The 24,123-nt window shown below is 72.6% G+C and carries 19 protein-coding genes; 10 read left to right on the forward strand and 9 right to left on the reverse strand.

The window, feature by feature from the left end; all coding sequences use genetic code 11:
• Positions 1-27: 27 nt before the first annotated feature.
• Complete coding sequence (gene panB / locus ACIGXW_RS22015) at positions 28-897, reverse strand: 3-methyl-2-oxobutanoate hydroxymethyltransferase (protein WP_071962724.1); 870 nt, start codon at positions 895-897, stop codon at positions 28-30.
• A gap of 173 nt (positions 898-1,070) precedes the next feature.
• Here panB and ACIGXW_RS22020 point away from each other — a divergent pair, with 173 nt between their 5' ends.
• The 4 genes from ACIGXW_RS22020 to ACIGXW_RS22035 all read left to right on the forward strand — a co-directional run bounded on the left by ACIGXW_RS22020 (position 1,071) and on the right by ACIGXW_RS22035 (position 4,813).
• The gene (locus ACIGXW_RS22020; RefSeq protein WP_399574594.1) at positions 1,071-2,687 is read left to right on the forward strand and encodes an MFS transporter; all 1,617 of its coding nucleotides are present in this window, start codon (positions 1,071-1,073) and stop codon (positions 2,685-2,687) included.
• Positions 2,684-3,439, forward strand: coding sequence for a TetR/AcrR family transcriptional regulator C-terminal ligand-binding domain-containing protein (locus ACIGXW_RS22025; protein WP_399574596.1), 756 nt, complete (start codon positions 2,684-2,686; stop codon positions 3,437-3,439). Before ACIGXW_RS22020 ends, ACIGXW_RS22025 begins: the two co-directional genes overlap by 4 nt.
• A 224-nt stretch (positions 3,440-3,663) precedes the next feature.
• The gene (locus ACIGXW_RS22030) at positions 3,664-4,560 is read left to right on the forward strand and encodes an endonuclease/exonuclease/phosphatase family protein (protein WP_399574668.1); all 897 of its coding nucleotides are present in this window, start codon (positions 3,664-3,666) and stop codon (positions 4,558-4,560) included.
• Between the two features lie 31 nt (positions 4,561-4,591).
• Positions 4,592-4,813, forward strand: a complete 222-nt coding sequence (locus tag ACIGXW_RS22035) for a DUF2277 domain-containing protein (RefSeq protein WP_071962727.1) — start codon at positions 4,592-4,594, stop codon at positions 4,811-4,813.
• A gap of 27 nt (positions 4,814-4,840) precedes the next feature.
• Here ACIGXW_RS22035 and ACIGXW_RS22040 read toward each other — a convergent pair whose 3' ends face one another.
• The 3 genes from ACIGXW_RS22040 to ACIGXW_RS22050 form a co-directional block, all read right to left on the reverse strand.
• Positions 4,841-6,595: an NAD+ synthase gene (locus ACIGXW_RS22040; RefSeq protein WP_399574598.1), complete on the reverse strand. Its 1,755-nt coding sequence runs from the start codon at positions 6,593-6,595 to the stop codon at positions 4,841-4,843.
• A gap of 112 nt (positions 6,596-6,707) precedes the next feature.
• Positions 6,708-8,315 carry a multicopper oxidase family protein gene (locus tag ACIGXW_RS22045; RefSeq protein ID WP_399574600.1) on the reverse strand — a complete coding sequence of 536 codons (1,608 nt, stop codon included), beginning with the start codon at positions 8,313-8,315 and terminating at the stop codon, positions 6,708-6,710.
• Positions 8,316-8,404: 89 nt separating this feature from the next.
• Positions 8,405-8,995, reverse strand: coding sequence for a hypothetical protein (locus ACIGXW_RS22050; protein ID WP_399574602.1), 591 nt, complete (start codon positions 8,993-8,995; stop codon positions 8,405-8,407).
• A gap of 161 nt (positions 8,996-9,156) precedes the next feature.
• On the opposite strand from ACIGXW_RS22050, the gene ACIGXW_RS22055 reads away from it, so the two are divergent.
• The 6 genes from ACIGXW_RS22055 (at position 9,157) to ACIGXW_RS22080 (ending at position 18,545) form a co-directional block, all read left to right on the forward strand.
• Complete coding sequence (locus tag ACIGXW_RS22055) at positions 9,157-10,632, forward strand: APC family permease (protein WP_399574604.1); 1,476 nt, start codon at positions 9,157-9,159, stop codon at positions 10,630-10,632.
• A gap of 49 nt (positions 10,633-10,681) precedes the next feature.
• On the forward strand, positions 10,682-11,554 hold the full coding sequence (locus tag ACIGXW_RS22060) for an alpha/beta fold hydrolase (RefSeq protein WP_399574606.1): 873 nt from the start codon (positions 10,682-10,684) through the stop codon (positions 11,552-11,554).
• 120 nt (positions 11,555-11,674) lie between these two features.
• The gene (locus tag ACIGXW_RS22065) at positions 11,675-12,154 is read left to right on the forward strand and encodes a hypothetical protein (RefSeq protein WP_071962735.1); all 480 of its coding nucleotides are present in this window, start codon (positions 11,675-11,677) and stop codon (positions 12,152-12,154) included.
• 234 nt (positions 12,155-12,388) lie between these two features.
• The gene (locus tag ACIGXW_RS22070) at positions 12,389-13,783 is read left to right on the forward strand and encodes a cytochrome P450 (protein WP_071962737.1); all 1,395 of its coding nucleotides are present in this window, start codon (positions 12,389-12,391) and stop codon (positions 13,781-13,783) included.
• 260 nt (positions 13,784-14,043) lie between these two features.
• Positions 14,044-15,405, forward strand: a complete 1,362-nt coding sequence (gene glnA / locus ACIGXW_RS22075; RefSeq protein ID WP_071962738.1) for a type I glutamate--ammonia ligase — start codon at positions 14,044-14,046, stop codon at positions 15,403-15,405.
• Positions 15,406-15,449: 44 nt separating this feature from the next.
• Positions 15,450-18,545, forward strand: a complete 3,096-nt coding sequence (locus ACIGXW_RS22080; RefSeq protein ID WP_399574607.1) for a bifunctional [glutamine synthetase] adenylyltransferase/[glutamine synthetase]-adenylyl-L-tyrosine phosphorylase — start codon at positions 15,450-15,452, stop codon at positions 18,543-18,545.
• Here ACIGXW_RS22080 and ACIGXW_RS22085 read toward each other — a convergent pair.
• The 5 genes from ACIGXW_RS22085 to ACIGXW_RS22105 all read right to left on the reverse strand — a co-directional run bounded on the left by ACIGXW_RS22085 (position 18,533) and on the right by ACIGXW_RS22105 (position 24,119).
• Positions 18,533-19,441, reverse strand: a complete 909-nt coding sequence (locus ACIGXW_RS22085) for a phosphatase PAP2 family protein (protein WP_071962740.1) — start codon at positions 19,439-19,441, stop codon at positions 18,533-18,535. The genes ACIGXW_RS22080 and ACIGXW_RS22085 overlap by 13 nt on opposite strands.
• Positions 19,442-19,496: 55 nt before the next feature.
• Positions 19,497-20,573 (reverse strand): LacI family DNA-binding transcriptional regulator, encoded by a 1,077-nt coding sequence (locus tag ACIGXW_RS22090; RefSeq protein ID WP_399574608.1) that lies wholly within the window; start codon positions 20,571-20,573, stop codon positions 19,497-19,499.
• 25 nt (positions 20,574-20,598) lie between these two features.
• Positions 20,599-22,248, reverse strand: a complete 1,650-nt coding sequence (locus ACIGXW_RS22095) for a glycoside hydrolase family 13 protein (protein ID WP_399574609.1) — start codon at positions 22,246-22,248, stop codon at positions 20,599-20,601.
• Positions 22,249-22,323: 75 nt separating this feature from the next.
• Positions 22,324-23,178 carry a sugar ABC transporter permease gene (locus ACIGXW_RS22100; RefSeq protein ID WP_399574610.1) on the reverse strand — a complete coding sequence of 285 codons (855 nt, stop codon included), beginning with the start codon at positions 23,176-23,178 and terminating at the stop codon, positions 22,324-22,326.
• Positions 23,175-24,119 carry a carbohydrate ABC transporter permease gene (locus ACIGXW_RS22105; RefSeq protein ID WP_071962741.1) on the reverse strand — a complete coding sequence of 315 codons (945 nt, stop codon included), beginning with the start codon at positions 24,117-24,119 and terminating at the stop codon, positions 23,175-23,177. Before ACIGXW_RS22105 ends, ACIGXW_RS22100 begins: the two co-directional genes overlap by 4 nt.
• Between the last annotated feature and the right edge of the window lie 4 nt (positions 24,120-24,123).

Below are 24,123 nucleotides of genomic sequence, written 5' to 3' on the forward strand. Positions count from 1 at the left end.
CGCCCGCCCGGCGACCGGCCCCCGGTTCTAGTGGAAGGAGTGCTCCTCCGCCGGGTACGCGCCGCCCACCACGTCGTCGGCGAAGGACTTCGCCGCGTCGCCGAGGGCCTCGCGCAGCTGCGCGTACTGCTTGACGAAGCGCGGCAGGCGGCCGGACGTCATGCCGGCCATGTCGGTCCACACCAGCACCTGCGCGTCGCACTCGACGCCCGCGCCGATGCCGACGGTCGGGATGTGCAGGGTGCGGGTGACCTCGGCGGCCAGCTCCGCCGGGACCAGCTCCAGGACGACCGCGAAGGCGCCCGCGTCCTGGACGGCCTTGGCGTCGCGCAGCAGCTGCGCCGCCGCCTCCTCGCCACGGCCCTGCACCGGGTAGCCGCCGTAGGCGTTGACGGACTGCGGGGTGAGGCCGATGTGCGCCATGACCGGGATGCCGGCCTGGACCAGCAGCTCGATCTGGTGGGCCGAACGCTCGCCGCCCTCCAGCTTGACCGCGCCGACACCCGCCTCCTTCACCAGCCGGGTGGCGTTGCGCAGCGCCTGGACCGCGCCCTCCTGGTACGAGCCGAAGGGCAGGTCGCCGACGACGAGGGCGCGCTTGGTGCCCCGTACGACGGCGGCCGAGAGGAGGGTGATCTCGTCCATGGTGACCGGCACCGTGGACTCGTAGCCGAGGTGACAGTTGCCCATGGAGTCGCCCACCAGCAGGACGGGGATGCCGGCCTCGTCGAAGACGGAGGCGGTCATCGCGTCGTAGGCGGTGAGCATGGGCCACTTCTCGCCGCGCTCCTTGGCGGCGGCTATGTCACGGACGGTGATGCGACGGGAACTCGTACCGCCGTACAGCGCCTTGTTGCTCTTCTGGCCGCTGTCGGGGGTCTTCAAGGCATGCGTCATTGCCGTGGCTCCTGTGTTCTGTCGTCTCGAGGCGCCCTGACGGCGTCCCCGGATCACCTCCCATGCTGACACGCCGCGTCCTGGCGCGGAAGTGCCCCCCGGCCGGTCCCGCCGCCGGTCAAGAATCGCCCATGCGAGACGGTGCCGTATCGAAATAATTTAGGGTGGTGTCCATGGCAACCTCCGACTCCGCGCCGCCCCGCAAGGTCCCCGAGGCCGTCCACCGCAGACGGTGGGCCGTCCTGGCCGTGCTGCTGTGCAGCCTGCTCGTGGTCGTCCTGGGCAACTCGGTCCTCAATGTGGCGATGAAGACGATCGCCGCCCCCGCCCCCACCGGGCTCGGGGCCACCCAGAGCGAGCTGGCGTGGGCGATCAACGCCTACACGCTGGTCTTCGCCGGCATGCTGTTCACCGCGGGCCTGCTCGGCGACCGGTGGGGCCGCAAGAAGGTCCTGCTCTTCGGCATGACCGTCTTCGGCGTCGGCTCCGCGCTCGCCGCCATGGCCGGCTCGCCCGCCGAGCTGATCGCCTACCGCGCGCTGATGGGCTTCGGCGGGGCCTTCGTGATGCCCTCCACGCTGGCGATCATCATGAACGTCTTCGAGCGGGAGGAGCAGCCCAAGGCCATCGGCATCTGGGCCGGCGCCGTGGGGCTCGCCATCGCCATAGGGCCGATCACCGGCGGCATCCTGCTCAGCCACTTCTGGTGGGGCTCGGTCTTCCTGATCAACCTCCCGATCGTCACCGCCGCCCTGATCGCGATGGCGGTGCTCGTCCCCGACTCCAAGGACCCCCGGCCCGGCCGGCTCGACCCCTTCGGCGTGCTGCTGTCCGTCATCGGGCTCGTCCTGCTGGTCTACGGCATCATCCGGGGCGGCCAGCTGGCCGACTTCACCGTCCCCGAGGTCTACGGCACCGTCGGCGGCGGCCTCCTCGTCCTCGTGCTGTTCGTGCTGCACGAGCGGCGCAGCACCCACCCCGCGATGGACGTCCGCTACTTCCGCAACCCGGCCTTCTCCGCCGCCGTCTCCTCGCTGGCGCTGGTCTTCTTCGGGCTGATGGGCGTGACCTTCTTCATGGTCTTCTACACCCAGAGCGCCCGCGGCTTCACCCCACTGCAGAGCGGGCTGCTGATGCTGCCGCTCGCCGCCGCCCAGATGATCTTCGCGCCGCGCGCCCGGCTCGTCGTCGAGCGCTTCGGCGCCCGCGCCGTGTGCACCGGCGGCATGGTCGTGATGGCCGCGACCATGGCCGGCTACGCCCTGCTCGACGCGCACACCCCGATCTGGGTCCTTGAGGTGCTCTTCCTCTTCCAGGGCGCCGCGATGGCCCACATCACCCCGCCCGCCACCGTCTCGATCATGCAGTCGCTGCCCCGGGAGAAGGCGGGCTCCGGCTCCGCCGTGAACAACACCTTCCGGCAGATCGGCGGCGCCCTCGGGGTGGCCGTGCTCGGCTCCGTGCTCTCCACCGTCTACCGCGACGGCGTCTCCGGCCGGCTCGAGGCCGTCCCCGGCCTGAGCGAGGAGGCCCGGCACACCGCCGGCGAGTCCATCGAGGCCACCCGCGCCGTCGCCGGCCGGCTCGGCCCCGCGGGCGCGGACCTCATGGGCCGGGCGCAGGACGCCTTCGTCCACGCCATGCACGTCACCGTCCTCGGCGCCGCGGCCGTCGCCCTGCTCGGGGCGCTCGTCGCCGTACTGTTCCTGCCGGCCAAGAACGCCGCCCGCTCCCCGGCCGGCGCCGGCCGCCCGGGCGCGGAGAAGGAACAGGCGGGAGCGGGACAGTGAACGCCCCCGCAGCCCGCAGCGCGCCCACGGCACGGGACGGGCGCCGCGGACGGCCGCGCAGCGCCGCCGTCGACACCACCGTCATCGAGACCGTGCTGCGCCTGCTGGAGGGCGGCGCCACCGTCGCCGAGCTGTCGATGGAGGGCATAGCCCGCCGGGCGGGCGTCGGCAAGGCCACCGTCTACCGGCGCTGGGCGGGCAAGGAAGCGCTGATGCTCGACGTGCTGCGCTCCCTGGACGACGACGGCCCCCGCCCCACCGGCGGCCCCGTCCGCGACGACCTCGTCGCCCTCCTCGAGTACCTGCGCCGGCGCGGCCTGGCCAAGCGCTCCTCCGCCGTGCTGCGCACCGTCGTGGCCCAGGTGCAGGCGCACCCCCGGCTGTGGGCCGAGTACCACGCAACGGTCGTCAGGGCCCGGCGCGAGGCGTTCGAGGCGGTGCTGCGGCGCGGCATGGCCGAGGGGGAGATCCGCGCCGACGTGGACACCGAGCTCCTGACCGATCTGTTCGTCAGCCCGATGCTCTCGCGCGCCCTCTTCCACGAGTCGAAGGAGCTGCCGGACGGGCTGTCCGAGCGGATTGTCGACACCTTGCTGGAGGGCGTACGACCCCCCGCCGGAGGGCGGTCCGCGGCACCTGCCCCGAATGTGCCCGTTGTGTCACAGCCCCCCTCGCACCCCGGTCGACAGGAACCCCCGCCCGCCGGACGCTCGTCCTCCTCCCCGACGCCCCCGCCAGGGGTGTCCGGGTAAGCCCCGCGACACCGTGATCACCTATGGTCGGGTGGCGGGGACGCAGCCAGACGGAGCAGTGAGGACAACCGATGCCGCAGGCATACATGGAGGAGACGGGCCACGAGGGAGCGGGGCCGGAGCGGGCCGGCTCCGGAGCCCGGCGCTTCCTGGGCCGCCGGCAGGACCGGGAGAAGGGCGACTGGAAGCAGCAGTGGACGGGCAGCGGCGTCTGGCGGCGCGGCATGGTCGTCGCCGCGGTCGCCGTGCTGCTGGGCCTGCTGATGCTGGTGCACGCCGACATCCCCAACCGGGTCGGCAACCTCGGCTCCCTCACCGAGACCTTCCTGCCCTGGCTGGGCCTGCTGGTGCCGGTGCTGTTCGCCCTGGCGCTGTGGCGCCGCTCGGCCACCGCCCTCATAGCCCTGCTGCTCCCCTCGGTCGTCTGGGTCAACCTCTTCGGCGGGCTGCTGAGCGACAAGTCCGGCAAGGGCGGCAACTTCACGGTCGCTACCCACAACGTCAACGCCGAGAACCCCAACCCCGCGGCCACCGCCAGGGCCGTCGCCGCCTCGGGCGCGGACGTCGTGGCGCTGGAGGAGCTCAGCGACGCCTCGCGGTACGAGAAGGCGCTGGCGGGCACGTACAAGTACCACTCGGTGCAGGGCACGGTCGGGATCTGGAGCAAGTACCCGCTCGAGCTGACCCAGCCCGTCGACATCCGCCTGGGCTGGGTGCGCGCGCTGCGCGCCACGGTCAAGACCCCGCAGGGTCCCGTCGCCGTCTACGTCGCGCACCTGCCCTCGGTGCGGGTGAAGTTCAACGCCGGCTTCACCGCCGGGCAGCGCGACAACAGCGCCGAGGCACTGGGCCGGGCCATCGCCCAGGAGCCGGAGAAGCGGGTCGTCCTCCTCGGCGATCTCAACGGCACCATGAACGACCGCTCGCTCGCCCCCATCACCTCGCAGCTGCGCTCGGCGCAGGGCGCGGCGGGCGACGGCTTCGGCTTCAGCTGGCCGGCGAGCATGCCGATGGCGCGGATCGACCAGATCATGGTGCGCGGCATGGACCCGGTCTCGGCCTGGACGCTGCCCGCGACGCGCAGCGACCACCTGCCGGTGGCGGCCCGGGTCAAGATCTGACCCCGGGCGGGGCGCGCGGCACACTGGAGACATGTGCCGCAGCATCAAGACGCTCAGGGCGCCGATGACGCCCGACGTGGGCGAGGACGACATCCGGGCGGCCGCCCTGCAGTACGTGCGCAAGGTGTCCGGTTTCCATGCGCCGGCCGCGCACAATCAGGCCGTCTTCGACGAGGCCGTGGACGCGGTGGCCGGGGCCACGGCGCGGCTGCTGGACGGGCTGGTCGTGAGATCCGGCCCGTCCCGCACCTGAGGACCGGGGTCCGGGGCGGAGCCCCGGTCAGAGGGCTTCGCGCCAGCCGTTCGTGATCGGCAGGCGGCGGTCCTTGCCGAAGCCCTTCGCGGAGATCTTCGTGCCCGGCGGGTACTGCCGCCGCTTGTACTCCGCCAGGTCCACCATCCGCAGGACCCGTGTGACCAGCGCCGGGTCGAAGCCCGCCGCGACGATCGCGTCGCGGCCCTGGTCGCGGTCGACGTACAGCTCCAGGAGCCGGTCGAGCACGTCGTAGTCCGGCAGCGAGTCCGTGTCGACCTGGCCGGGGCGCAGCTCGGCGCTCGGCGGCTTGGTGATGGAGTTCTCCGGGATCGGCGGGGTCTCGCCGCGCTCGGCCGCCGCCTGGTTGCGCCACCTGGCGAGGCGGAAGATGCCGGTCTTGTAGACGTCCTTGATGGGGCCGTACGCGCCCACCGAGTCGCCGTAGAGCGTGGAGTAACCGCAGGCCAGCTCGGACTTGTTGCCCGGCGCGAGCACGATGTGGCCCTCCTGGTTGGAGATTGCCATCAGCATCGTGCCCCGCAGCCGCGACTGCAGGTTCTCCTCCGCGAGGCCGGTCAGCCCCAGCGCCCCCATGTACGCGTCGAACATCGGCGCGATCGGCACGGTCCGGAAGTTGAGGCCGGTGCGCCGGGCGAGGTCCTCGGCGTCGCTGATGGAGTGGTCGGAGGAGTAACGGGAGGGCATGGCCACGCCGTAGACGTTCTCCGCGCCGACGGCGTCGCAGGCGACGGCCGCCACGAGCGCCGAGTCGATGCCTCCGGAGAGGCCGATGAGCACACTGCGGAAACCGTTCTTCTCCGCGTACGCGCGCAGGCCCGTCACCAGGGCCTTGTAGACCTCCTCGTCGTCGCCGAGGTGGTCGGCGAGGCCGCCGGTGAACTGCGGCTCGTACGCGGGGAGGGGGTCGGCGGAGATCGTGACGTGCTCGATGCGCAGACCGTCGTCCACGACACCGGAGGGCACCTCGGCCGGGGCCCGCGGCAGGTCGAGGTCGAGCACCACGCAGGTCTCCTCGAACTGCGGGGCGCGGGCGACGACGCGGCCGTCGCGGTCGACGACGATGGAGTCGCCGTCGAAGACCAGCTCGTCCTGGCCGCCGGTCATCGCGAGGTACGCGGTGGTGCAGCCGGCCTCCTGGGCGCGCTTGCGCACCAGTTCCAGGCGGGTGTCGTCCTTCTCCCGCTCGTAGGGGGAGGCGTTGATGGAGAGCAGCAGCCCGGCGCCGGCGGACCGGGCTGCGGGCACGCGGCCGCCGTCCTGCCAGAGGTCCTCGCAGATGGCGAGGGCGACGTCCACGCCGTGGACGCGGATCACGGGCAGCGTCTCGCCGGGCACGAAGTACCGGAACTCGTCGAAGACGCCGTAGTTGGGCAGGTGGTGCTTGGCGAAGGTCAGCACGGCCTCGCCGCGGTGCAGCACGGCGGCGGCGTTGCGCGGGGCGCCGGCGGGCCGGCCCAGCCGGGGGCGGGCCTCCTCGCTGCGGTCGAGGTAGCCGACGATCACCGGCAGCTCCCCGAGGCCCTCGGCGTCGAGGCGGGCCGCGAGCGAGCGCAGCGCGTCCCGGCTGGCCGTCACGAAGGAGGAGCGCAGCGCCAGGTCCTCGACGGGGTAGCCCGTCAGCACCATCTCAGGGAACGCCACCAGATGGGCTCCCTGCTCGGCGGAGTGCCGGGTCCAGCGGACGACCGACTCGGCGTTGCGGGCGAGGTCGCCGACGCGGGAGTCGATCTGGTTCAGGGCGAGACGAAGTTGAGCCACGCCGCCAGTCTAATCGTCTGACTGACGCAATATGGTGTGAGCGGTGCCACGACGGCTCCCCCGGGACGGGGGCGGGGCCCGTGGACCCCGCCCCCTCGCGTCCCGGCCGGGCCTAGGCGCGGTAGCCCAGGACCGTCATCATCCCGGCCTCCGCGTGGTAGACGTTGTGGCAGTGGAGCATCCACAGGCCCGGGTTGTCGGCGTCGAAGTCGACCTCCAGCCGCTTGCCCGGCAGCACGATGGCGGTGTCCTTGCGGGGCCCGCCGCCGGGCAGGGCGAAGGTGTGGCCGTGCAGGTGCATCGGGTGCCACATGTCGGTGTCGTTGACGAACACCAACCGGACCCGCTCGCCCGCGCTCACGCCGTAGCGCTGCGCGGGCGTGTACTTCTTGCCGTTGACGGCCCAGTCGTACTTCGCCATCGAGCCCGTGAGCCGCAGCGTGACCGTGCGGTCGGGCCGGCGGTCCCCGAGCGCCACGGCGCGGCCGGCCTTCAGGCGGTCGGCGGTCAGCACCGTGCCGTCCAGCTCCCGGGGGCGCGTGTCCGCGCCGGGCGCGGTGCCGGCGCCGGTCCGCAGCACGGCCAGCGCGGTGCGCTTCTTGCCCTCGGCCAGGGCGGTCAGCGGGAAGACGCCGTCTTTGGCCTCCACCAGCACGTCGTACCGCTCGCCCATGCCCAGCAGGAGCGCGTCCGTCTGCTGATGCTCGACGGGGAAACCATCCGTATGGGTGACGGTCATGCGGTGGTCGCCGAGGGCCACGCGGAAGGCGGTGTCGCCGCCCGCGTTGATGAAGCGGATGCGGATACGGTCGCCGGGCTTCGCGGTGAAGGTCTGCGGGTCCTGCGGTACGCGCCCGTTGACGAGGTAGTGCGGATAGGCGACGTCACCGGCGTCACCGCCGAGGAGGTCGCTCGTGGCGCCCATCAGCATCCGGGGCGGGCCGGAGGGGGCGGGGGAGGCCGCGGTCATGGACATCTTCGACATGTCGTGGCCGCCGCTGCCGTGCTGCATGCCGCCGCCGTGGTCCATGCCGCCGTGGTCCCCGCCGCCGTGGTCCATGCCGCCCATGCCCCGGCTCAGCTCCGCGAGCACCGCGTCCGGCGTGCTGCCGTCGATCCCGTCGACCCAGTCGTCCAGGACGACGACCCACTCCTTGTCGTACTGCAGCGGCTCCTTCGGGTCCTCCACGATCAGCGGTGCGTACAGCCCCCGGTCCTGCTGGGTGCCCGAGTGCGGGTGGAGCCAGTACGTGCCCGGGTGCGGGACGGCGAAGCGGTAGTCGTACGACGCCCCGGGCCTGATGTTCCGCTGGGTCAGATCCGGGACGCCGTCCATGTCGTTGCGCAGCGCCAGCCCGTGCCAGTGCACGGACGTGGGCTCGGGCAGATGGTTGGCGAGGGTGAGGGCGAGCGTGTCGCCGGCGGTCAGCCGGACCTCCCTGCCGGGCAGCGCGTCGCCGTACGCCCAGGTCGGGACCGTACGGCCGCCGCCGAGATCCAGCGTCGCGGCGGTGGCGGTGAGCCTGACGTTCCGTACGGGGCCCGGGCGCCGCTTCTCCTCGGCGGCGGCGACCTCACGGCCGTCCGGGGAGACGTAGCCGGCGGGCTGCGCCGCGGAGGAGCCGGCGCCGTCCTTCGAGCAGGCGGCCAGCAGGCCGCCGCCGGCGACGGCGATGCCCGCGCCGAGCACGGCGCGGCGGGTGGTGGTGATGGTGCGCATGGCAGAACACCTCGTGGTGTCGGTTCTGTGACGTGGGCGTGAGGGCGGGCGCGCCCGCGCCGCCGGAGGGCGGCGGCGGGCCGCGCCGCCTATACGCGCAGCACCGACAACCGTGCGAGGGCCTTGTGCCGGGGTGGCGGCAGCGGCCACAAAGCGCGCGGGAACCACGCCCGCCCCGCCGGCGCGTCCGCACCGGCGGGCCGGCGCAGCGCGGCGAGGGAGAGCAGGAGCGCGACCGTCCAGCCCGCGCCGAGCACGGCGAGGCAGACGGACATGGGGTCCATGCCGTCCCCGTGGTCGGAGGCCGAGACAGAGGCAGAGGCAGAGGCGTGAGCGCCGTCATGGCCGGGCGCGGCGGCAGGGACTCGTGCGACGGCAAGGGCGGGCGCGACCGCGGGGACGGCAGCGGCGGCGTCCGGACGCGGCACGGCCGCTCCGTCCGGGGCGTGGCCGCGTGCGCTGTCCGTCGCCGCGTCCGGGGCATGGCCCGGTGCGCCGTTCGTCGTCCCGTCCGGGGCGGTCACCGCCGACGGGACCGTCGCGGCGTGCGGCCCCGCGCCGTGCTGCCCCCCACCGTGCTCGCGCGGGTGCCCGAGTGTGTGCATGGTCACGATCCCCAGCAGCAGCGCCGCGAACAGCAGCAGCCGGCCGCACCAGGCGGTGGCCCCCCGTCCTTGCACCGTCTGCCTCCCGAGACTCCCGACCCTCCGCGCACCTTACCCCCACGGGGTATCGCCCCCGCGGGGTCCCCGCCCGAGCGGATGTGCACGAAGCGGTGCCAAGGCCCGATCATTGGGCGAAAACGATTGACGACGCACGGCCCGAAGGACGCTCTCCCCCCATGACCAGCACGGAACAGGTTAGGGACGAACGTCCCACCACCGCGGCCGTCGCCGCCCCCGCCCCCGGGGCCGGCCAGGCGCAGTTCATCTCGTGGGCGACGCTCGCGATGATGACGACCGCCTCGGTGGCGAACCTGCGCCCCTCGCCCTCGATGGCCCTCTACGGACTGGCCGCCGTCTTCCTCTACCTCCTGCCCGCTGTCGTCTTCCTGCTGCCGACCGCACTCGTCTCGGCGGAGCTGGCGTCCGGCTGGCCCGGCGGCGTCTACCGGTGGGTGAGCGAGGGGCTGTCCAAGCCGCTGGGCTTCCTGGCCGTGTGGTGCCAGTTCGCGATGACCATCGCCTACTACCCGAGCCTGCTGGCGTACGTGGCGAGCACCTTCGCGTACGTCATCGACCCCTCGCTCGCCGACAACGGCCTCTACATCGCCATCGTCATCGTCGTCATCTACTGGGCCGGCGTGCTGATCTCCTCGCGCGGCACGAAGGCGGTAGCCGGGCTCTCCAGCATGGGCCTGGTCATCGGCACGCTGATCCCCGGCGTCGTCCTCGTCGCCCTCGGCCTGGTCTTCCTCGCCCAGGGCAACCCCTCCGCCGCGCCCATGGACGGCGGGCACGTGCTGCCGCCGTGGACGGGGCTGGCCAGCCTCGTGCTGATCGTGGGCAACTTCCTGTCGTACGCGGGCATGGAGATGAACGGCGTGCACGTCTCCGCGCTGCGCGAGCCCGGCCGGCAGTACCCCCGCTCGGTCTTCCTGGCCACCGGCCTCGTCCTGCTGATCTTCATCCTGCCCGCGCTGGCCATCAGCTGGGTGATGCCGAGCGAGAACCTCAGCCTCACCGCCGGCGTCATGCAGGCCTTCCAGGGCTTCTTCGACCACTTCCACGTGGGCTGGCTGACCAAGGTCGTCGGCGTCCTGCTCGTCGCGGCGGCCCTGGGCGGCATGCTCACCTGGCTGGCCGGGCCCTCCAAGGGCCTGCTGATGGTCTCCCGGCAGGAGGGCTACCTGCCGCCCGTCCTGCAGAAGCTCAACAAGCGCGGCGTCCCGCGGAACATCATGGTGGCGCAGGGCGTGCTCACCACGATCATCGCGCTGCTCTACGCCTTCATCCCCGACGTCTCCAGCGCCTACTGGATCTTCTCGGTCGTCACCACGCAGATCTACCTCGTCGTCTACCTGCTGATGTTCGCCGCCGTCGTCCGGCTGCGCGCCACCCGCCCCGACCAGCCGCGCGGCTTCCGCGTCCCCGCCGTGCACCTGGTCGCCGGCATCGGCTTCGCGGCCTCCATCGGCGCCATGTGCATCGGCTTCGTACCGCCCGAGCAGTTCGGCGGCGGCCCCCTCTGGCGCTACGTCTTCATGGTCGGCGGCGGCCTGCTGACCCTCGGCTTCCTCGCGCCGCTGGCGTTCCTGAAGTTCCGCAAGCCGCACTGGGTGGCGGCCGAACACCGGCGGGAGGGCACCGTCGAGTAGCTTGTCCGTGCCCTCCGGGAGAGGGCGGGACCAAAAGGGGGAGCACCGCATGGGCGGTACGGAACGGCCACCGGGGCGGATGCTGCGGGTGGGCGGGGTCACGCTGCACGTCCTCCGCGAGGGCTCCGGCCCCGTGTGCGTGCTCAGCGCCGGGCTCGGCATGGGGTGGTTCGACTGGGACCAGGTCGTCCCCCTGCTCACCCCCCACCGCACGGTGGTCCGCTTCGACCGCCCCGGGCTGGGGTTCAGCGCCCCGCCCGTCGAGGTGCCCACCGCCGCCGGGGAGGCCGCCCGCATAGCGGGCGTCCTCGACGCGCTGGACCTGCCCGCCCCGGCCACGGTCGTCGGCCACTCCCTCGCCGGGTTCCACGCCGAGGCGTTCGCCCGGCTGTACCCGGAGCGCACGGCGGGAATCGTCCTGGTCGACGGCAGCGTGGAGGAGGACGCCCGCCCGGTCCCCGCCCCCGAGCTGCGCACCGCCGCCGCCCATGTGCGGGGCCTGGCCTTCGCCGCCGCCGGTCTGCCCCGCGCCCTGGGCCCGGCCCTGCGCCGGTTCTCCGTCCGCTCCGCCTCCGTCAAGCGCCACGACCCCGCCCCCGCGGACCTGGTCCGCCGCACCTACGGCACCGGGCGCGTGGCGCGCGCCGTCCTCATGGAGAACACCCGCTACCGCGACGTGGCCGCCGAGCTCGAGGACCTGCGCGCCCACCACGGCCTGCCGCCCGCCCCGGTCACCGTCCTCGCCGCCTCGCCGGGCACCGGCTCCTGGCTCGAGCGGCGCTGGCTGGAGCGCCAGCGCGCCCTCGCCGACCGCCTCGACGGCCGCTTCGAGGCCGTCGCCCCCGCGGGCCACCTGCTGATGTACGACCGGCCGCAGGCCATCGCCGCGGCGGTCCTCGCCACGCCCTTCCTGCGCCCCTGACCCCGACGGCCGTACGCCACCACCCGGTCGGCGGCCGCCGGTGGGTGCCCGGCGTGCGGGTGCGCCAGGGTGGGAGCAGCGGAAAAGGGGAGGGTCGTTTCGCAGGCGAGGAGCACCCAGGTGAGCACGCAGCACGAGTACACCCCGTTCGGCGGCGAGATCGAGCAGGGCGCGAAGTACGCCATCCAGTGGCGGACCGACCCCCGTTACGTCCTGTGCGGCCACGCCACCGAGGGCTTCGTCGACGTCCGGGACCGCGACACGGTCTCCGAGCACCACTACGCATGGCACATCGACACCACGACCGGCGTCGTCACCCTCGCCGCCGACGCCGAGGAGTGCGTGCCGCGCGTGCTCACCCTGCTGCTCGGCCCCGCCGGCCACAGTCCCGTCCTGCGGCGCCTCGCCACCCCCGTCGAGCGTGCCCAGTGCTGGAACTGGACCGGCCGCGCCCTGATGAGCCACCGTCACTCCACCGCCGACAAGCTCGCCGTGCACGTGGGCCGCAGGTCCGGCGATGGCAGCTACGGCCTGGCGATGGTGCTGCCCAAGGGCGGCGCCCCCGACCACGAGTGGCAGCTGCTCAAGGCCCCCGCGTAGCAGCCCCTCCGTTCCCTTTGTCCCTGTCTCCCTCACTTACCCCCCAAACCTGCCGCGCGGGAAATCCGGGGGCGCTCGCGTGCACTCCTCAAGCGTTGTCGTGTGCAGGGCGGATTCGATGCGTCGCGCCGATTCCGTGCGCCCCGCGGTGGGGATTGCCTACGAAGGGTCGATGCGGGTCTTGTTGGAAATCGGTCCACATGGGTCTTAGCCGACCAACCGCTTGGAGGGGGCATGTCGTACGTAGTTCTGTCCGCGTCCGCGTTCACCGCAGGAGCGGCGCCGTCACCACTTCCCGTACTCGGCCACGGCTGGCAGCTGCTACGACAGCCGCTGGGGTTCCTGGAGTCCCTGCGCCGCCACGGCGACCTGGTGCAGATCAAGCTCGGGCACCAGCCCGCCTACGTCGTCTGCCACCCCGAGCTCGCCTGGCAGGTGCTGCGCGACGACCGCACCTTCGACAAGGGCGGCCCGCTCTTCGACCGCCTGCGGGACATCCTGGGCAACGGCGTGGCCACCTGCCCGCACCAGGACCACCGCCGCCAGCGCCGGCTCATCCAGCCCGCCTTCCACCGCACCCGGCTGGAGGGCTACGGCGAGGCCATGGAGGGGGAACTCGCCACGCTCCTCGGGAGCTGGCGGGAAGGGCAGGTGCTCGACACCTTCCCCCTGATGTACCGGTTCGCCCTGCGCTCGGTGCTGCGCGCCCTGTTCTCCGCGCACATCGACAGCCGCACGGCCGACGGCATACAGCGGTCCTTCGAGACCGTCCTCGGCGGGGTGATGCAGCGGGTGTTCGTCCCCGAGCCGCTGCTGCGCCTGCCCACGCTCGGCAACCGCCGCTACGAGCGCTGCCGACGGCACCTCTTCGCCAGCGTGGACCGCATCATCGGCGACTACCGGGCCGAGGAACGGCTCGGCCGCCAGGACTCCGGCGACCTGCTGTCGGTGCTCCTGGCCGGCGGCCGGGACGGCGCCGCCGACGGCGGGCCGGCCCCGGACGACCTGGAGATCCGCGACCAGGTCATCTCCATGATGATGGCCGGGTCCGAGTCCATCGGCGCCACGCTGTCCTGGGCCCTGCACCAGCTGACCCGGAACCCGGGGGAGGAGCGGCGGCTCCACGACGAGGTGGACGCCGTCCTCGGCGGCCGCCCCGCCCGCTGGGACGACCTGCCCGCGCTGCCCTTCACCGGCCGCGTACTGACCGAGGCGATGCGGCTGCACCCGCCCGGCTGGCTCTTCACCCGGATCACCCGCAAGGAGGTGGAGCTGGCCGGACGCCGCCTCGCCCCCGGTACCACCGTGGTCATCACCCCCGCCGGCCTGCACCGGGACCCGGGCCTGTACGAAAGGCCCGCGGCCTTCGACCCCGACCGGTGGCTGCCCGAGCGCGCCGCCGCGCTGCCCCGCGGGGCCTTCCTGTCCTGGGGCGGGGGCCCGCGCAAGTGCATCGGCGACCACTTCGCCATGGCCGAGGCCACCCTCGCCCTGGCCACCGTCGTCTCCCGATGGCGGCTGCGGCCCGCCCCCGGCTGCGACGCCCGCCCCGCCCGGCTGTCCACCGTCCTGCACCCCAGGAGGCTCCTGCTGGAGCTCACCGCACGCCCCGCGCCCGGCGCCCGCTGACCGCCGGGGGCGCGCGCCGCCGCCCTGCCCCGGGCCCCGGGGCAGGGCGAGGTCGACCAAGATCGGGGCGGTGCCCCACAATGGGGTACACGGGTCACGGGCCCGGCAGGCAGTATGGGCAGTGGAGCGACACCCGCACGTCGCGAGACGTTCGGACGCGCGTAGGCAACGCCGCCGAAATCGTGTGGTGGGATGCTCATGTGCCCCCGATGTGGCCCGCTGCTTGGGAGCGGACGGCCTGACCAGCGAGGATGACAGTTATGGATAAGCAGCAGGAATTCGTGCTCCGTACCCTCGAAGAGCGCGACATCCGTTTCGTGCGGCTGTGGTTCACCGACGTGCTCGGCTACCTGAAGTCGGTGGCCGTCGCGCCCGCCGAGCTCGAGCAGGCCTTCGACGAGGGCATCGGCTTCGACGGCTCGGCGATCGAGGGCTTCGCGCGGGTCTACGAATCCGACATGATCGCCAAGCCCGACCCGGGCACCTTCCAGATCCTGCCCTGGCGCGCGGAGGCCCCCGGCACCGCCCGGATGTTCTGCGACATCCTCATGCCCGACGGCTCGCCCTCCTACGCCGACCCGCGCTACGTCCTCAAGCGCATCCTGGCCAAGACCTCCGACCTCGGCTTCACCTTCTACACCCACCCCGAGATCGAGTTCTTCCTCCTCAAGGACAAGCCCGTCGACGGCACCCGCCCGGTGCCCGCCGACTCCTCCGGCTACTTCGACCACACCCCGCAGAACGTGGGCATGGACTTCCGCCGCCAGGCCATCACCATGCTCGAATCCATGGGCATCTCGGTCGAGTTCAGCCACCACGAGGGCGCCCCCGGCCAGCAGGAGATCGACCTGCGCTACGCCGACGCGCTCTCCACCGCCGACAACATCATGACCTTCCGCCTCGTGATGAAGCAGGTCGCCCTCGAGCAGGGCGTCCAGGCCACGTTCATGCCCAAGCCGTTCTCCGAGTACCCCGGCTCCGGCATGCACACCCACCTCTCCCTCTTCGAGGGCGACCGCAACGCCTTCCACGAGTCGGGCGCCGAGTACCAGCTCTCCAAGGTCGGCAAGTCCTTCATCGCCGGCCTGCTCAGGCACGCGGGCGAGATCTCCGCCGTCACCAACCAGTGGGTCAACTCCTACAAGCGCATCTGGGGCGGCTCCCAGCGCACCGCCGGCGCCGGCGGCGAGGCCCCCTCCTACATCTGCTGGGGCCACAACAACCGCTCCGCGCTGATCCGCGTGCCCATGTACAAGCCCGGCAAGACCGGCTCCACCCGCGTCGAGGTCCGCTCCATCGACTCCGGCGCCAACCCCTACCTCACCTACGCGGTGCTGCTCGCCGCGGGCCTGAAGGGCATCGAGGAGGGCTACGAACTCCCCGCCGGCGCCGACGACGACGTCTGGGCGCTCTCCGACGCCGAGCGCCGCGCCATGGGCATCGAGCCGCTGCCGCAGAACCTCGGCGAGGCCATCGAGCTGATGGAGCGCAGCGAGCTCGTCGCCGAGACCCTCGGCGAGCACGTCTTCGACTTCTTCCTGCGCAACAAGAAGCAGGAATGGGAGGAGTACCGCTCGGAGGTCACCGCGTTCGAACTGCGCAAGATGCTGCCGGTGCTCTGACCCGTATCCGACCAGTGGTCCGGCCCCGCCCCGAGGAGAGCCCGATGACCGTGCCCGAGGGGCGCCGCAGCAGTACGTACACGCGCCTGCTGCGGTACGGCTTCACCGACCCGGCCGCCGCCGAACGGCACCTGGACGACCCGGTGCTGGCGGCCGTCCGGTCCGACCCGGTGCTCCTCGACGCGCTCGGCGCCACCGCCGACCCCGACCTCGCGCTGCGCGGGCTCGTACGGCTGGTGGAGGCGCAGGGCGCGGGCGGCGACGGGGAGCGCCGGGCGCTGCTCGACACCCTGATCACCGCCAAGCCGCTGCGCGACCGGCTGCTGGGCGTGCTCGGCGCCTCCGAGGCGCTCGGCGACCACCTCGCCCGCCACCCCGCCGACTGGCACGCCCTGGACAGCTTCGACTCCGTCGACCTCCACCCCACGACCCCGGAGTTCGAACGCGCCCTCGCCGAGGGCTCCCGGGCCGGGCGCGACGCCGGGCTCACGCCCCCCGACGCGCTGCGCGCCGCCTACCGCCGCTGCCTGCTGGCCATAGCGGCCCGTGACATCAGCGGCACCATCGACGTCGCCCAGACCGCCGCCGAGCTCGCGGACCTGGCCACCGCCACGCTCCGGGCCGCACTGGAGATCGCCGCCCAGGAGCGGCCGGCCGACGCCGCCGCCTGCCGCCTCGCCGTCATCGGCATGGGCAAGTGCGGCGGCCAGGAGCTCAATTACGTCTCCGACGTAGACGTGATCTTCGTGGGCGAGGCCCGGGACGGCACCCCCGAGGGCTCCGCCCTGCAGGCCGCCACCCGGCTCGCGTCCCGGATGATGCGCGTCTGCTCCGACGTCACCCCCGAGGGCACCATCTGGCCCGTCGACGCCAACCTCCGCCCCGAGGGCCGCAACGGCCCCCTGGTGCGCACCCTGACCAGCCACCTGGCCTACTACCAGCGCTGGGCCAAGACCTGGGAGTTCCAGGCCCTCCTCAAGGCCCGGCCCGTCGCCGGCGACCTCGCCCTCGGGCAGAGCTATGTGGAGGCCCTCTCCCCGCTGGTCTGGCAGGCGGCCGAGCGCGAGAACTTCGTCGCCGACGTCCAGCAGATGCGCCGCCGCGTCATCGCCTCCATCCCCGCCACCCAGGTCGACCGCGAGCTCAAGCTCGGCCCCGGCGGCCTGCGCGACGTCGAGTTCGCCGTGCAGCTCCTGCAGTTGGTGCACGGACGCAGCGACGCCACCCTGCGCGTCGGCGGCACCCTCGACGCGCTGGCCGCCCTCGCCGCGGGCGGCTACGTCGGCCGCGCGGACGCCAAGGCCCTGGACGCCTCCTACCGCTTCCTGCGCGCCATGGAGCACCACATCCAGCTGCACCGGCTGCGCCGCACCCACCTCGTGCCCGACAACGAGGCCGACCTGCGCCGCCTGGGCCGCTCGCTGGCCCGCACCTACCAGTGGCCCGGCGGCAAGGAGCCCGTCGCCGAGCTCGGCCGGCAGTGGAAGCTGCACGCCCGCGAGGTGCGAAGGCTGCACGAGAAGCTCTTCTACCGCCCCCTGCTGGACGCCGTCGCCCAGCTGGAGCCCGGCGAGATCCGGCTCAGCCCCAAGGCCGCCGGCCAGCGCCTGAAGGCCCTCGGCTACGCCGACCCCGCCGCCGCCCTGCGCCACCTGGAGGCCCTCGCCTCCGGAGTCACCCGCAAGGCCGCCATCCAGCGCACCCTGCTGCCCGTCCTGCTCGGCTGGTTCGCCGACTCCGCCGACCCCGACGCCGGCCTGCTCAACTTCCACAAGGTCTCCGACGCCCTCGGCAGAACTCCCTGGTACCTACGGCTGCTGCGCGACGAGGGCGCCGCCGCCGAGAACCTCGCCCGGGTGCTGTCCGCCGGCCGCCTGGCCCCCGACCTGCTGCTGCGCGCCCCCGAGGCCGTCGCCCTCCTCGGCGACCCCGGCGGCCTGCGCCCCCGCGGCCGCGAAGCCCTCGAACAGGAGGTCCTGGCCGCGGTGAACCGCGCCGAGGACGCCGAGGCCGCCATCGTCGCCGTGCGCGGCGTGCGCCGCCGCGAGCTGTTCCGCACGGCCGCCGCCGACATCATCGGCGCCTACGGACACGCCCGCGACGGCGCCCACGCCAACGGCGAGCACGGCACCGGCTCCCGCGGCCACGCCGAGACCGCCGGCAGCGACCCGGGCGAGCGCACCCGCACCGTCGGCGACGCCGTCTCCGACCTCAACGCCGCCGCCCTCGCCGGCGCCCTGCGCGCGGCCGTGCGCGCCGAGTGGGGCGACACCCTGCCCACCCGCTTCGCGGTCATCGGCATGGGCCGCTTCGGCGGCCACGAACAGGGCTACGGCTCCGACGCGGACGTCCTGTTCGTCCACGAACCGCGCGAGGGCGTCTCCGACGAGGACGCCGCCAAGGCCGCGTTCGCCGTCGCCGGCGAGATGCGCCGGCTGCTGCAGCTGCCCACCACCGACCCGCCGCTGCTCGTCGACGCCGACCTGCGCCCCGAGGGCAAGTCCGGGCCCATCGTGCGCAGCCTCGCCTCCTACGCCGCCTACTACCGGCGCTGGTCCCTGGTGTGGGAGAGCCAGGCCCTGCTGCGCGCCGAGCCCGTCGCGGGCGACCCCGACCTGGGACGGCGGTTCATCGACCTGGTCGACCCGCTGCGCTACCCCGCCGAGGGCCTGGGCGAAGACGCGGTGCGCGAGATCCGCCGCCTCAAGGCCCGCATGGAGTCCGAGCGGCTGCCGCGCGGCGCGGACCCCACCACCCACACCAAGCTGGGCCGCGGCGGCCTGTCGGACGTGGAGTGGACCGTCCAGCTGCTGCAGATGCGCCACGGCTGGGTCGAACCGGGGCTGCGCACCACCCGCACCCGCGACGCGCTCGCCGCGGCCTGCGCCGCGGAGCTGATTTCCACCGAGGACGCCCGCATCCTGGACGAGGCGTGGGTCCTGGCGACCAGCGTGCGCAACGCCGTGATGCTGGTCCGCGGCCGCGCCGGGGACACCTTCCCGGGCGACGCCCGCGAGCTGGCCGCCGTCGGCCGCTACCTCGGCTACGAACCGGGCCACGTCGGGGACATGCTGGACGACTACCGCCGCACCACGCGGCGGGCCCGGGCCGTGGTCGAGGAGCTGTTCTACGGCGCCTGACCGCTGTCCACGGCTCCCGGGCGACGGGAGCCGTCTCCAGCATCCCGCCGGACGTCCCGGACCGCCACATGGCGGGCCAGCCGGTACGGGAACGCCCCGAACCACAGGAAGGACAGGACGAAGCCGAAGCCCAGGCAGAGCACGCCGCCCACCGCGTCCAGCCAGAAGTGGTTGGCGGTCGACACGATCACGACCAGCGTCACCACCGGGTACAGCGCCCCCAGCACCTTCGCCCACACCGGCCGCGCCAGCATGGCGATCGTCAGACCGCACCACGTCGACCAGCCGATGTGCATCGACGGCATCGCCGCGTACTGGTTCGAGACATTGGCCAGATTGCCCGAGGCCATCGAGCCCCAGGTGTGGTGCACCACGACGGTGTCGACGAAGCCGAGGTCCTCCATCAGCCGTGGTGGGGCCAGTGGATACAGGTAGTAGCCGAGCAACGCCACGGCGGTAGTGGCGAACAGCGCCAGCCGGGCCGCCGCGTAGCGGCCCGGATGCCAGCGGTAGAGCCAGACGAGCACACCGATCGTCAACACGAAATGCAGCGTGGCGTAGTAGTAGTTCATGCCCACGACCAGCCACGTCACCGAATTGACGGCTTGGTTGACGGTGTGCTCGACGGCGATGTGCAAGGTGCGCTCGGCCTGCCAGATCCAGTCGGCGTTGCGCAGCGCGGCCGCTCTCTGCTCGGGCACGGCGTTACGGACGAGCGAATACGTCCAGTAACTGATCGCGATCAGCAGCACCTCGAACCACAGGCGAGGACGCCGTGGGACGCGGCGCGGACTGCGCGCGGAACGACGGTCCGCCGACGGCGCTGCCGCACGCTCCTCGGTGGGTGGCGGAGCGGCCGAACGGCCTTCCAGGGTCCTTACTGTCGCTTCACCCATAGGGAAAGAGTCTGCCAGAAAGCGCCCGACGGCAGATCATCCCAAGGTCTGGTCCTCACCGCTTTCGGCCGTCTTCCCCTCCACCCTGGGGAGCACCCGTACGAGCCCGCGTACGCTCCGCGGGAGCGGACGCCGTCGAGCCGCGGACGACGAGTTCGGGCAGGAAGACGAACTCGCTGTGCGGCGCCGGAGTGCCGCCGATCTCCTCCAGCAGCGCGCCCACCGCGGCCTGCCCCATCGACTGCACGGGCTGCCGGATCGTCGTCAGCGGCGGATCGGTGAAGGCGATGAGCGGCGAGTCGTCGAAGCCCACCACCGAGATGTCGCGGGGCACTTCGAGGCCGTTCTGACGCGCCGCCCGGATCACCCCGAGCGCCATCATGTCGCTCGCGCACACCACCGCCGTGCACCCCCGTTCGATGAGGGCGCCGGCCGCCGCCTGACCACCCTCAAGGGTGAACAGCGAGTGCTGTATCAGTGCCTCGGCCTCCGGGGCCTCCACCCCGAGCCGCTCCTTCATGGCGAGCAGGAAGCCCTCGATCTTCCGCTGCACCGGAACGTACCGCTTGGGCCCCAGGGCCAGGCCGATGCGCCGGTGGCCCAGTGCGGCCAAATGGGTGACGGCCAGCCCCATCGCGGCCCGGTCGTCGGGCGAGACGAAGGGCGCCCGCACCTCCGGCGAGAAGCCGTTGATCAGCACGAACGGCACGCCCTGGGCACGCAGCCGCTCGTAGCGCTGCATGTCCGCCGAGGTGTCGGCGTGCAGCCCGGAGACGTAGAGGATGCCGGCGACGCCGCGGTCGACGAGCATCTCCGTCAGCTCGTCCTCGGTGGAGCCGCCCGGCGTCTGCGTGGCCAGGACGGGCGTGTAGCCCTGGCGCGTGAGCGCCTGCCCGATCACCTGGGCGAAGGCGGGAAATATGGGGTTGTCCAGCTCGGGGGTGATCAACCCGACCAGGCCCGCGCTGCGCTGCCGCAGCCGGACCGGTCGTTCGTAGCCGAGGACGTCGAGCGCGGCCAGCACGGACTGGCGGGTGGAGGCGGCGACCCCCGGCTTTCCGTTGAGGACGCGGCTGACGGTTGCTTCGCTGACACCCGCCTGAGCTGCGATATCGGCAAGCCGGGCGGTCACAGGAGGTGACTGTACCGGTCGCATCTCAGACTGCCCACCACACGCACGTATCCGAAGGAATCCGGACCGTTCCACCGGAGAATTCCAAGTCTGCTACCCCAACGCTCCCCAGCACCGGGCGGCCCGGCACCGGCAGCGCCACCTCGTCGCCGAGCGTGTTCAGCGTGCACACGAAGCCCGGCCGGGAGAACGCCAGTACGCCCGCGGGCGCGTCCAGCCACGTCATCTCCCCGTCGCCCAGCCCCGGCAGCTCCTCGCGCAGCGCCAGCGCCGAGCGGTAGAGCTCCAGCGTCGAACGCGGGTCCCCGGACTGCGCCTCCACCGACAGCTCCCGCCACGCCTCGGGCTGCGGCAGCCAGCTGCCGCCCGGCCCGAAGCCGTACGGGGCCGTCTCGCCCGACCACGGCAGCGGCACCCGGCAGCCGTCGCGGGTGCCGTCCTGGCCGTCGCCCCGGAAGAACGCCGGGTCCTGGCGCACCTCGTCGGGCAGGTCCACCACCTCCGGCAGCCCCAGCTCCTCGCCCTGGTAGACGTAGGCCGAGCCGGGCAGCGCCAGCATCAGCAGCGCCGCGGCCCGGGCCCGGCGCAGGCCGAGCCCGCTGTCGCCGCCGCCGTAGCGGGTGGTGTGCCGCACCACGTCGTGGTTGGAGAGCACCCACGTCGTGGGCGCCCCCACCGACAGCGTCGCCGCCAGCGACCCGTCGATGACCTCCCGCATCGCGGCGGCCTCCCAGTCGCAGGTCAGGAACTGGAAGTTGAACGCCTGGTGCAGCTCGTCCGGGCGCACGTACAGCGCGAGCCGCTCGGACGTGGGCGCCCACGCCTCCGCCACCCCGATCCGCTGCCCCTCGTAGGAGTCCAGCAGCCGCCGCCAGGAGCGGTGGATCTCGTGCACCCCGTCCTGGTCGAAGAACGGCAGCACCTGCGCGCCGATCAGCTTGGCCTGCTCGCTCAGGCCGATGTCCGGCAGCCCCGCGGCCTTGACCATGCCGTGCGCCACGTCGATGCGGAACCCGTCCACGCCCAGGTCCAGCCAGAACCGCAGCACGGAGTCGAACTCGGCCCGCACCTCGGGGTTGTCCCAGTTGAGGTCGGGCTGCTCCGGGGCGAACAGATGCAGGTACCACTCGCCCGGGGTGCCGTCCGGGCCGGTCGTACGGGTCCAGGCCGGGCCGCCGAAGATGGACTCCCAGTCGTTCGGCGGCAGTTCGCCCTGCTCGCCCTTGCCGGGACGGAAGTGGTAGCGCTCGCGGGCCGTCCCCCCAGAACGGTCCGCGAGCGCGGCCTTGAACCACGCGTGCTGCTCGGACGTGTGGTTGGGGACGATGTCCACGATCACCCGCAGCCCCAGCCGGTGGGCCTCCCGCACCAGGTCGTCGGCGTCCGACAGCTGACCGAACAGCGGGTCCACGGCCCGGTAGTCCGCCACGTCGTAGCCGCCGTCCGCCTGCGGCGAGGCGTAGAACGGCGTCAGCCAGACCGCGTCGACGCCCAGGTCCGCAAGGTAGGGCAGCCGCTCGCGGATCCCGCGCAGGTCGCCGATGCCGTCGCCGTCGCTGTCGGCGAACGAGCGCACGTACACCTGGTAGATGACGGCGCTGCGCCACCAGCCGTCGGCGCGCGCGGCGGATGCGTCGGCGGCCGGGCGGACGGAGGGCGCGAGATCCTGGGTCATGTACTTCCTATCGGCTCGTAGTGTCGTAGTGGGGGCGTTGCGTGCGATGGGCTCAACGACGCCGGCGGCTCGAGGTCAGCCCTTGGTGCCGCCCGCGGTGAGCCCGGCGACCAGGTGCCGCTGGGCGATGAAGAACACCAGACCGGCCGGGATCGTGATGAGCACGGCCGCCGCCGTCATCAGCCCCCACTCGGCCTTCTGCTGGCCCACGAAGGTCTGCAGGCCCACGGCCAGCGTGTAGTGGTCCTCGCTGCTCATGAACTGGCTGGCGAAGGCCACCTCGCCCCAGGCCGTGATGAAGGAGTAGAAGCCGGTGACGGCCAGCCCCGGCCGGGCCAGCGGCACGATCAGCCGCCAGAAGGTGCCGAAGGGGGTCAGCCCGTCCACCCGGCCCGCCTCGTCGATCTCGGCGGGGATCGAGTCGAAGTACCCCTTGAGCATCCACGCGCAGAACGGCACGGACACCGAGCAGTAGGTGATGATCAGGCCCGCGTAGGAGTCCAGCAGTTCCAGCTGGCCGAGGATGTTGTAGAGCGGCACGATCAGCACCGCCATCGGGAACATCTGCACCACCAGGAACGTCCACATCAGCGGCCGGTGCCCGGGGAAGCGCATGCGCGAGACGGCGTAGCCGGCGGTCGCCGCGATGAGCACGCCCAGCACGGTCGCGCCCAGCGCCACGATCAGCGAGTTGGCGAACCAGGTCAGGAACTTGGTCTCGCCCAGGATGTGGGTGTAGTTGGAGACGTCGAAGCCGACGAAGCGGGTGGGCTCCTGCCAGCCGTCCCGCCCGCGCAGCGAGACGAAGACGATGAACAGGACGGGGAACAGCGCGATCGCCGAGGCGCAGATCAGCGCCGTGTGCAGGGCGATGGAGGCCCCGCGCGAGCGCTGTCCGCGCTCGCGCGGCTTGGGCGTGGTGGAACTCATCGCGACGTGGCCTCCTGTCGGGCGAGCATCCGGCGGTAGAAGACGGCGAAGACCAGCAGCAGGGAGAGGATGAGGATGCCGTAGGTCGCCGAGCCCGCGTAGTCGCGCACGCCCTGGAAGGCGAGCCGGTAGGAGTACGTCACCAGGATCTCGCTCTCCGAACTGGCCCCCTGCCCGATGAGCAGGTAGATGACCTGGAACATGTTGAACGTCCAGATGACGCCCAGCAGGATCACCGTCCCGCTCACCGGCCGCAGCCCCGGCAGCGTCACGTGCCGGAACCGCTGCCAGGGGGAGGCCCCGTCCATCTCGGCCGCCTCGTGCAGCTCGCTCGGAATGGCCTGCAGGCCGCCGAGGATGGCCACCATCATGAACGGCACACCCAGCCACACGTTGACCGCGACCGCCGACACCTTCTGCAGGGTGGCGTCGCCCAGCCAGTCCACGGGGTCGAGCCCCAGACCGGTCAGGAAGGCGTTGAGGACGCCGTACTTCTCGTTGAACATCAGCCGCCAGGAGAACGTGGCGACGAACGCCGGCACCGCCCACGGCAGGATCAGCAGGACCCGGTACAGCGCCCGGAACCGCACCTGGCGGTTGAGCAGCAGCGCCAGGCCCAGGCCGATGGCGTAGTGCAGGACGACGCAGGACGCGGTCCACAGGACGGTCCAGGTCAGCCGGGAGTAGAAGTGGCCCTCCTGGCCGGAGAGCACCTTCCAGTAATTGTCGAGTCCGACGAACTGATATGTGGCCTCGATGTGGTTGACGCCGATGGTGCGGCCGACGTTCGCCTCGTTGGCATCGGTGAAGGACAGGTAGATGCCCCTGCCCAGCGGATAGCCGACGAGCACCGCCAGCACCACGACCACCGGCAGCACCATCGCCCACGCATACCAGTGGGTGTCGAACGACCGCCTGACCCGGGAAACGACTGTGGACATGAGG

Origin of the sequence: Streptomyces sp. NPDC053079 (genome assembly GCF_044546695.1) — a bacterium.
Classification (GTDB): domain Bacteria; phylum Actinomycetota; class Actinomycetes; order Streptomycetales; family Streptomycetaceae; genus Streptomyces.

What these genes read in the sequence shown, in the direction of transcription:
- ACIGXW_RS22030 (WP_399574668.1), top strand. Translation starts at nt 3,664, where the DNA reads ATGGTCGTCGCCGCGGTCGCCGTGCTGCTGGGCCTGCTGATGCTGGTG.
- ACIGXW_RS22055 (WP_399574604.1), top strand. Translation starts at nt 9,157, where the DNA reads ATGACCAGCACGGAACAGGTTAGGGACGAACGTCCCACCACCGCGGCC.
- ACIGXW_RS22035 (WP_071962727.1), top strand. Translation starts at nt 4,592, where the DNA reads ATGTGCCGCAGCATCAAGACGCTCAGGGCGCCGATGACGCCCGACGTG.
- ACIGXW_RS22020 (WP_399574594.1), top strand. Translation starts at nt 1,071, where the DNA reads ATGGCAACCTCCGACTCCGCGCCGCCCCGCAAGGTCCCCGAGGCCGTC.
- ACIGXW_RS22060 (WP_399574606.1), top strand. Translation starts at nt 10,682, where the DNA reads ATGGGCGGTACGGAACGGCCACCGGGGCGGATGCTGCGGGTGGGCGGG.
- glnA (WP_071962738.1), top strand. Translation starts at nt 14,044, where the DNA reads ATGGATAAGCAGCAGGAATTCGTGCTCCGTACCCTCGAAGAGCGCGAC.
- ACIGXW_RS22070 (WP_071962737.1), top strand. Translation starts at nt 12,389, where the DNA reads ATGTCGTACGTAGTTCTGTCCGCGTCCGCGTTCACCGCAGGAGCGGCG.
- ACIGXW_RS22100 (WP_399574610.1), bottom strand. Translation starts at nt 23,178, where the DNA reads ATGAGTTCCACCACGCCCAAGCCGCGCGAGCGCGGACAGCGCTCGCGC.
- ACIGXW_RS22085 (WP_071962740.1), bottom strand. Translation starts at nt 19,441, where the DNA reads ATGGGTGAAGCGACAGTAAGGACCCTGGAAGGCCGTTCGGCCGCTCCG.
- ACIGXW_RS22095 (WP_399574609.1), bottom strand. Translation starts at nt 22,248, where the DNA reads ATGACCCAGGATCTCGCGCCCTCCGTCCGCCCGGCCGCCGACGCATCC.
- ACIGXW_RS22105 (WP_071962741.1), bottom strand. Translation starts at nt 24,119, where the DNA reads ATGTCCACAGTCGTTTCCCGGGTCAGGCGGTCGTTCGACACCCACTGG.
- panB (WP_071962724.1), bottom strand. Translation starts at nt 897, where the DNA reads ATGACGCATGCCTTGAAGACCCCCGACAGCGGCCAGAAGAGCAACAAG.
- ACIGXW_RS22080 (WP_399574607.1), top strand. Translation starts at nt 15,450, where the DNA reads ATGACCGTGCCCGAGGGGCGCCGCAGCAGTACGTACACGCGCCTGCTG.
- ACIGXW_RS22045 (WP_399574600.1), bottom strand. Translation starts at nt 8,315, where the DNA reads ATGCGCACCATCACCACCACCCGCCGCGCCGTGCTCGGCGCGGGCATC.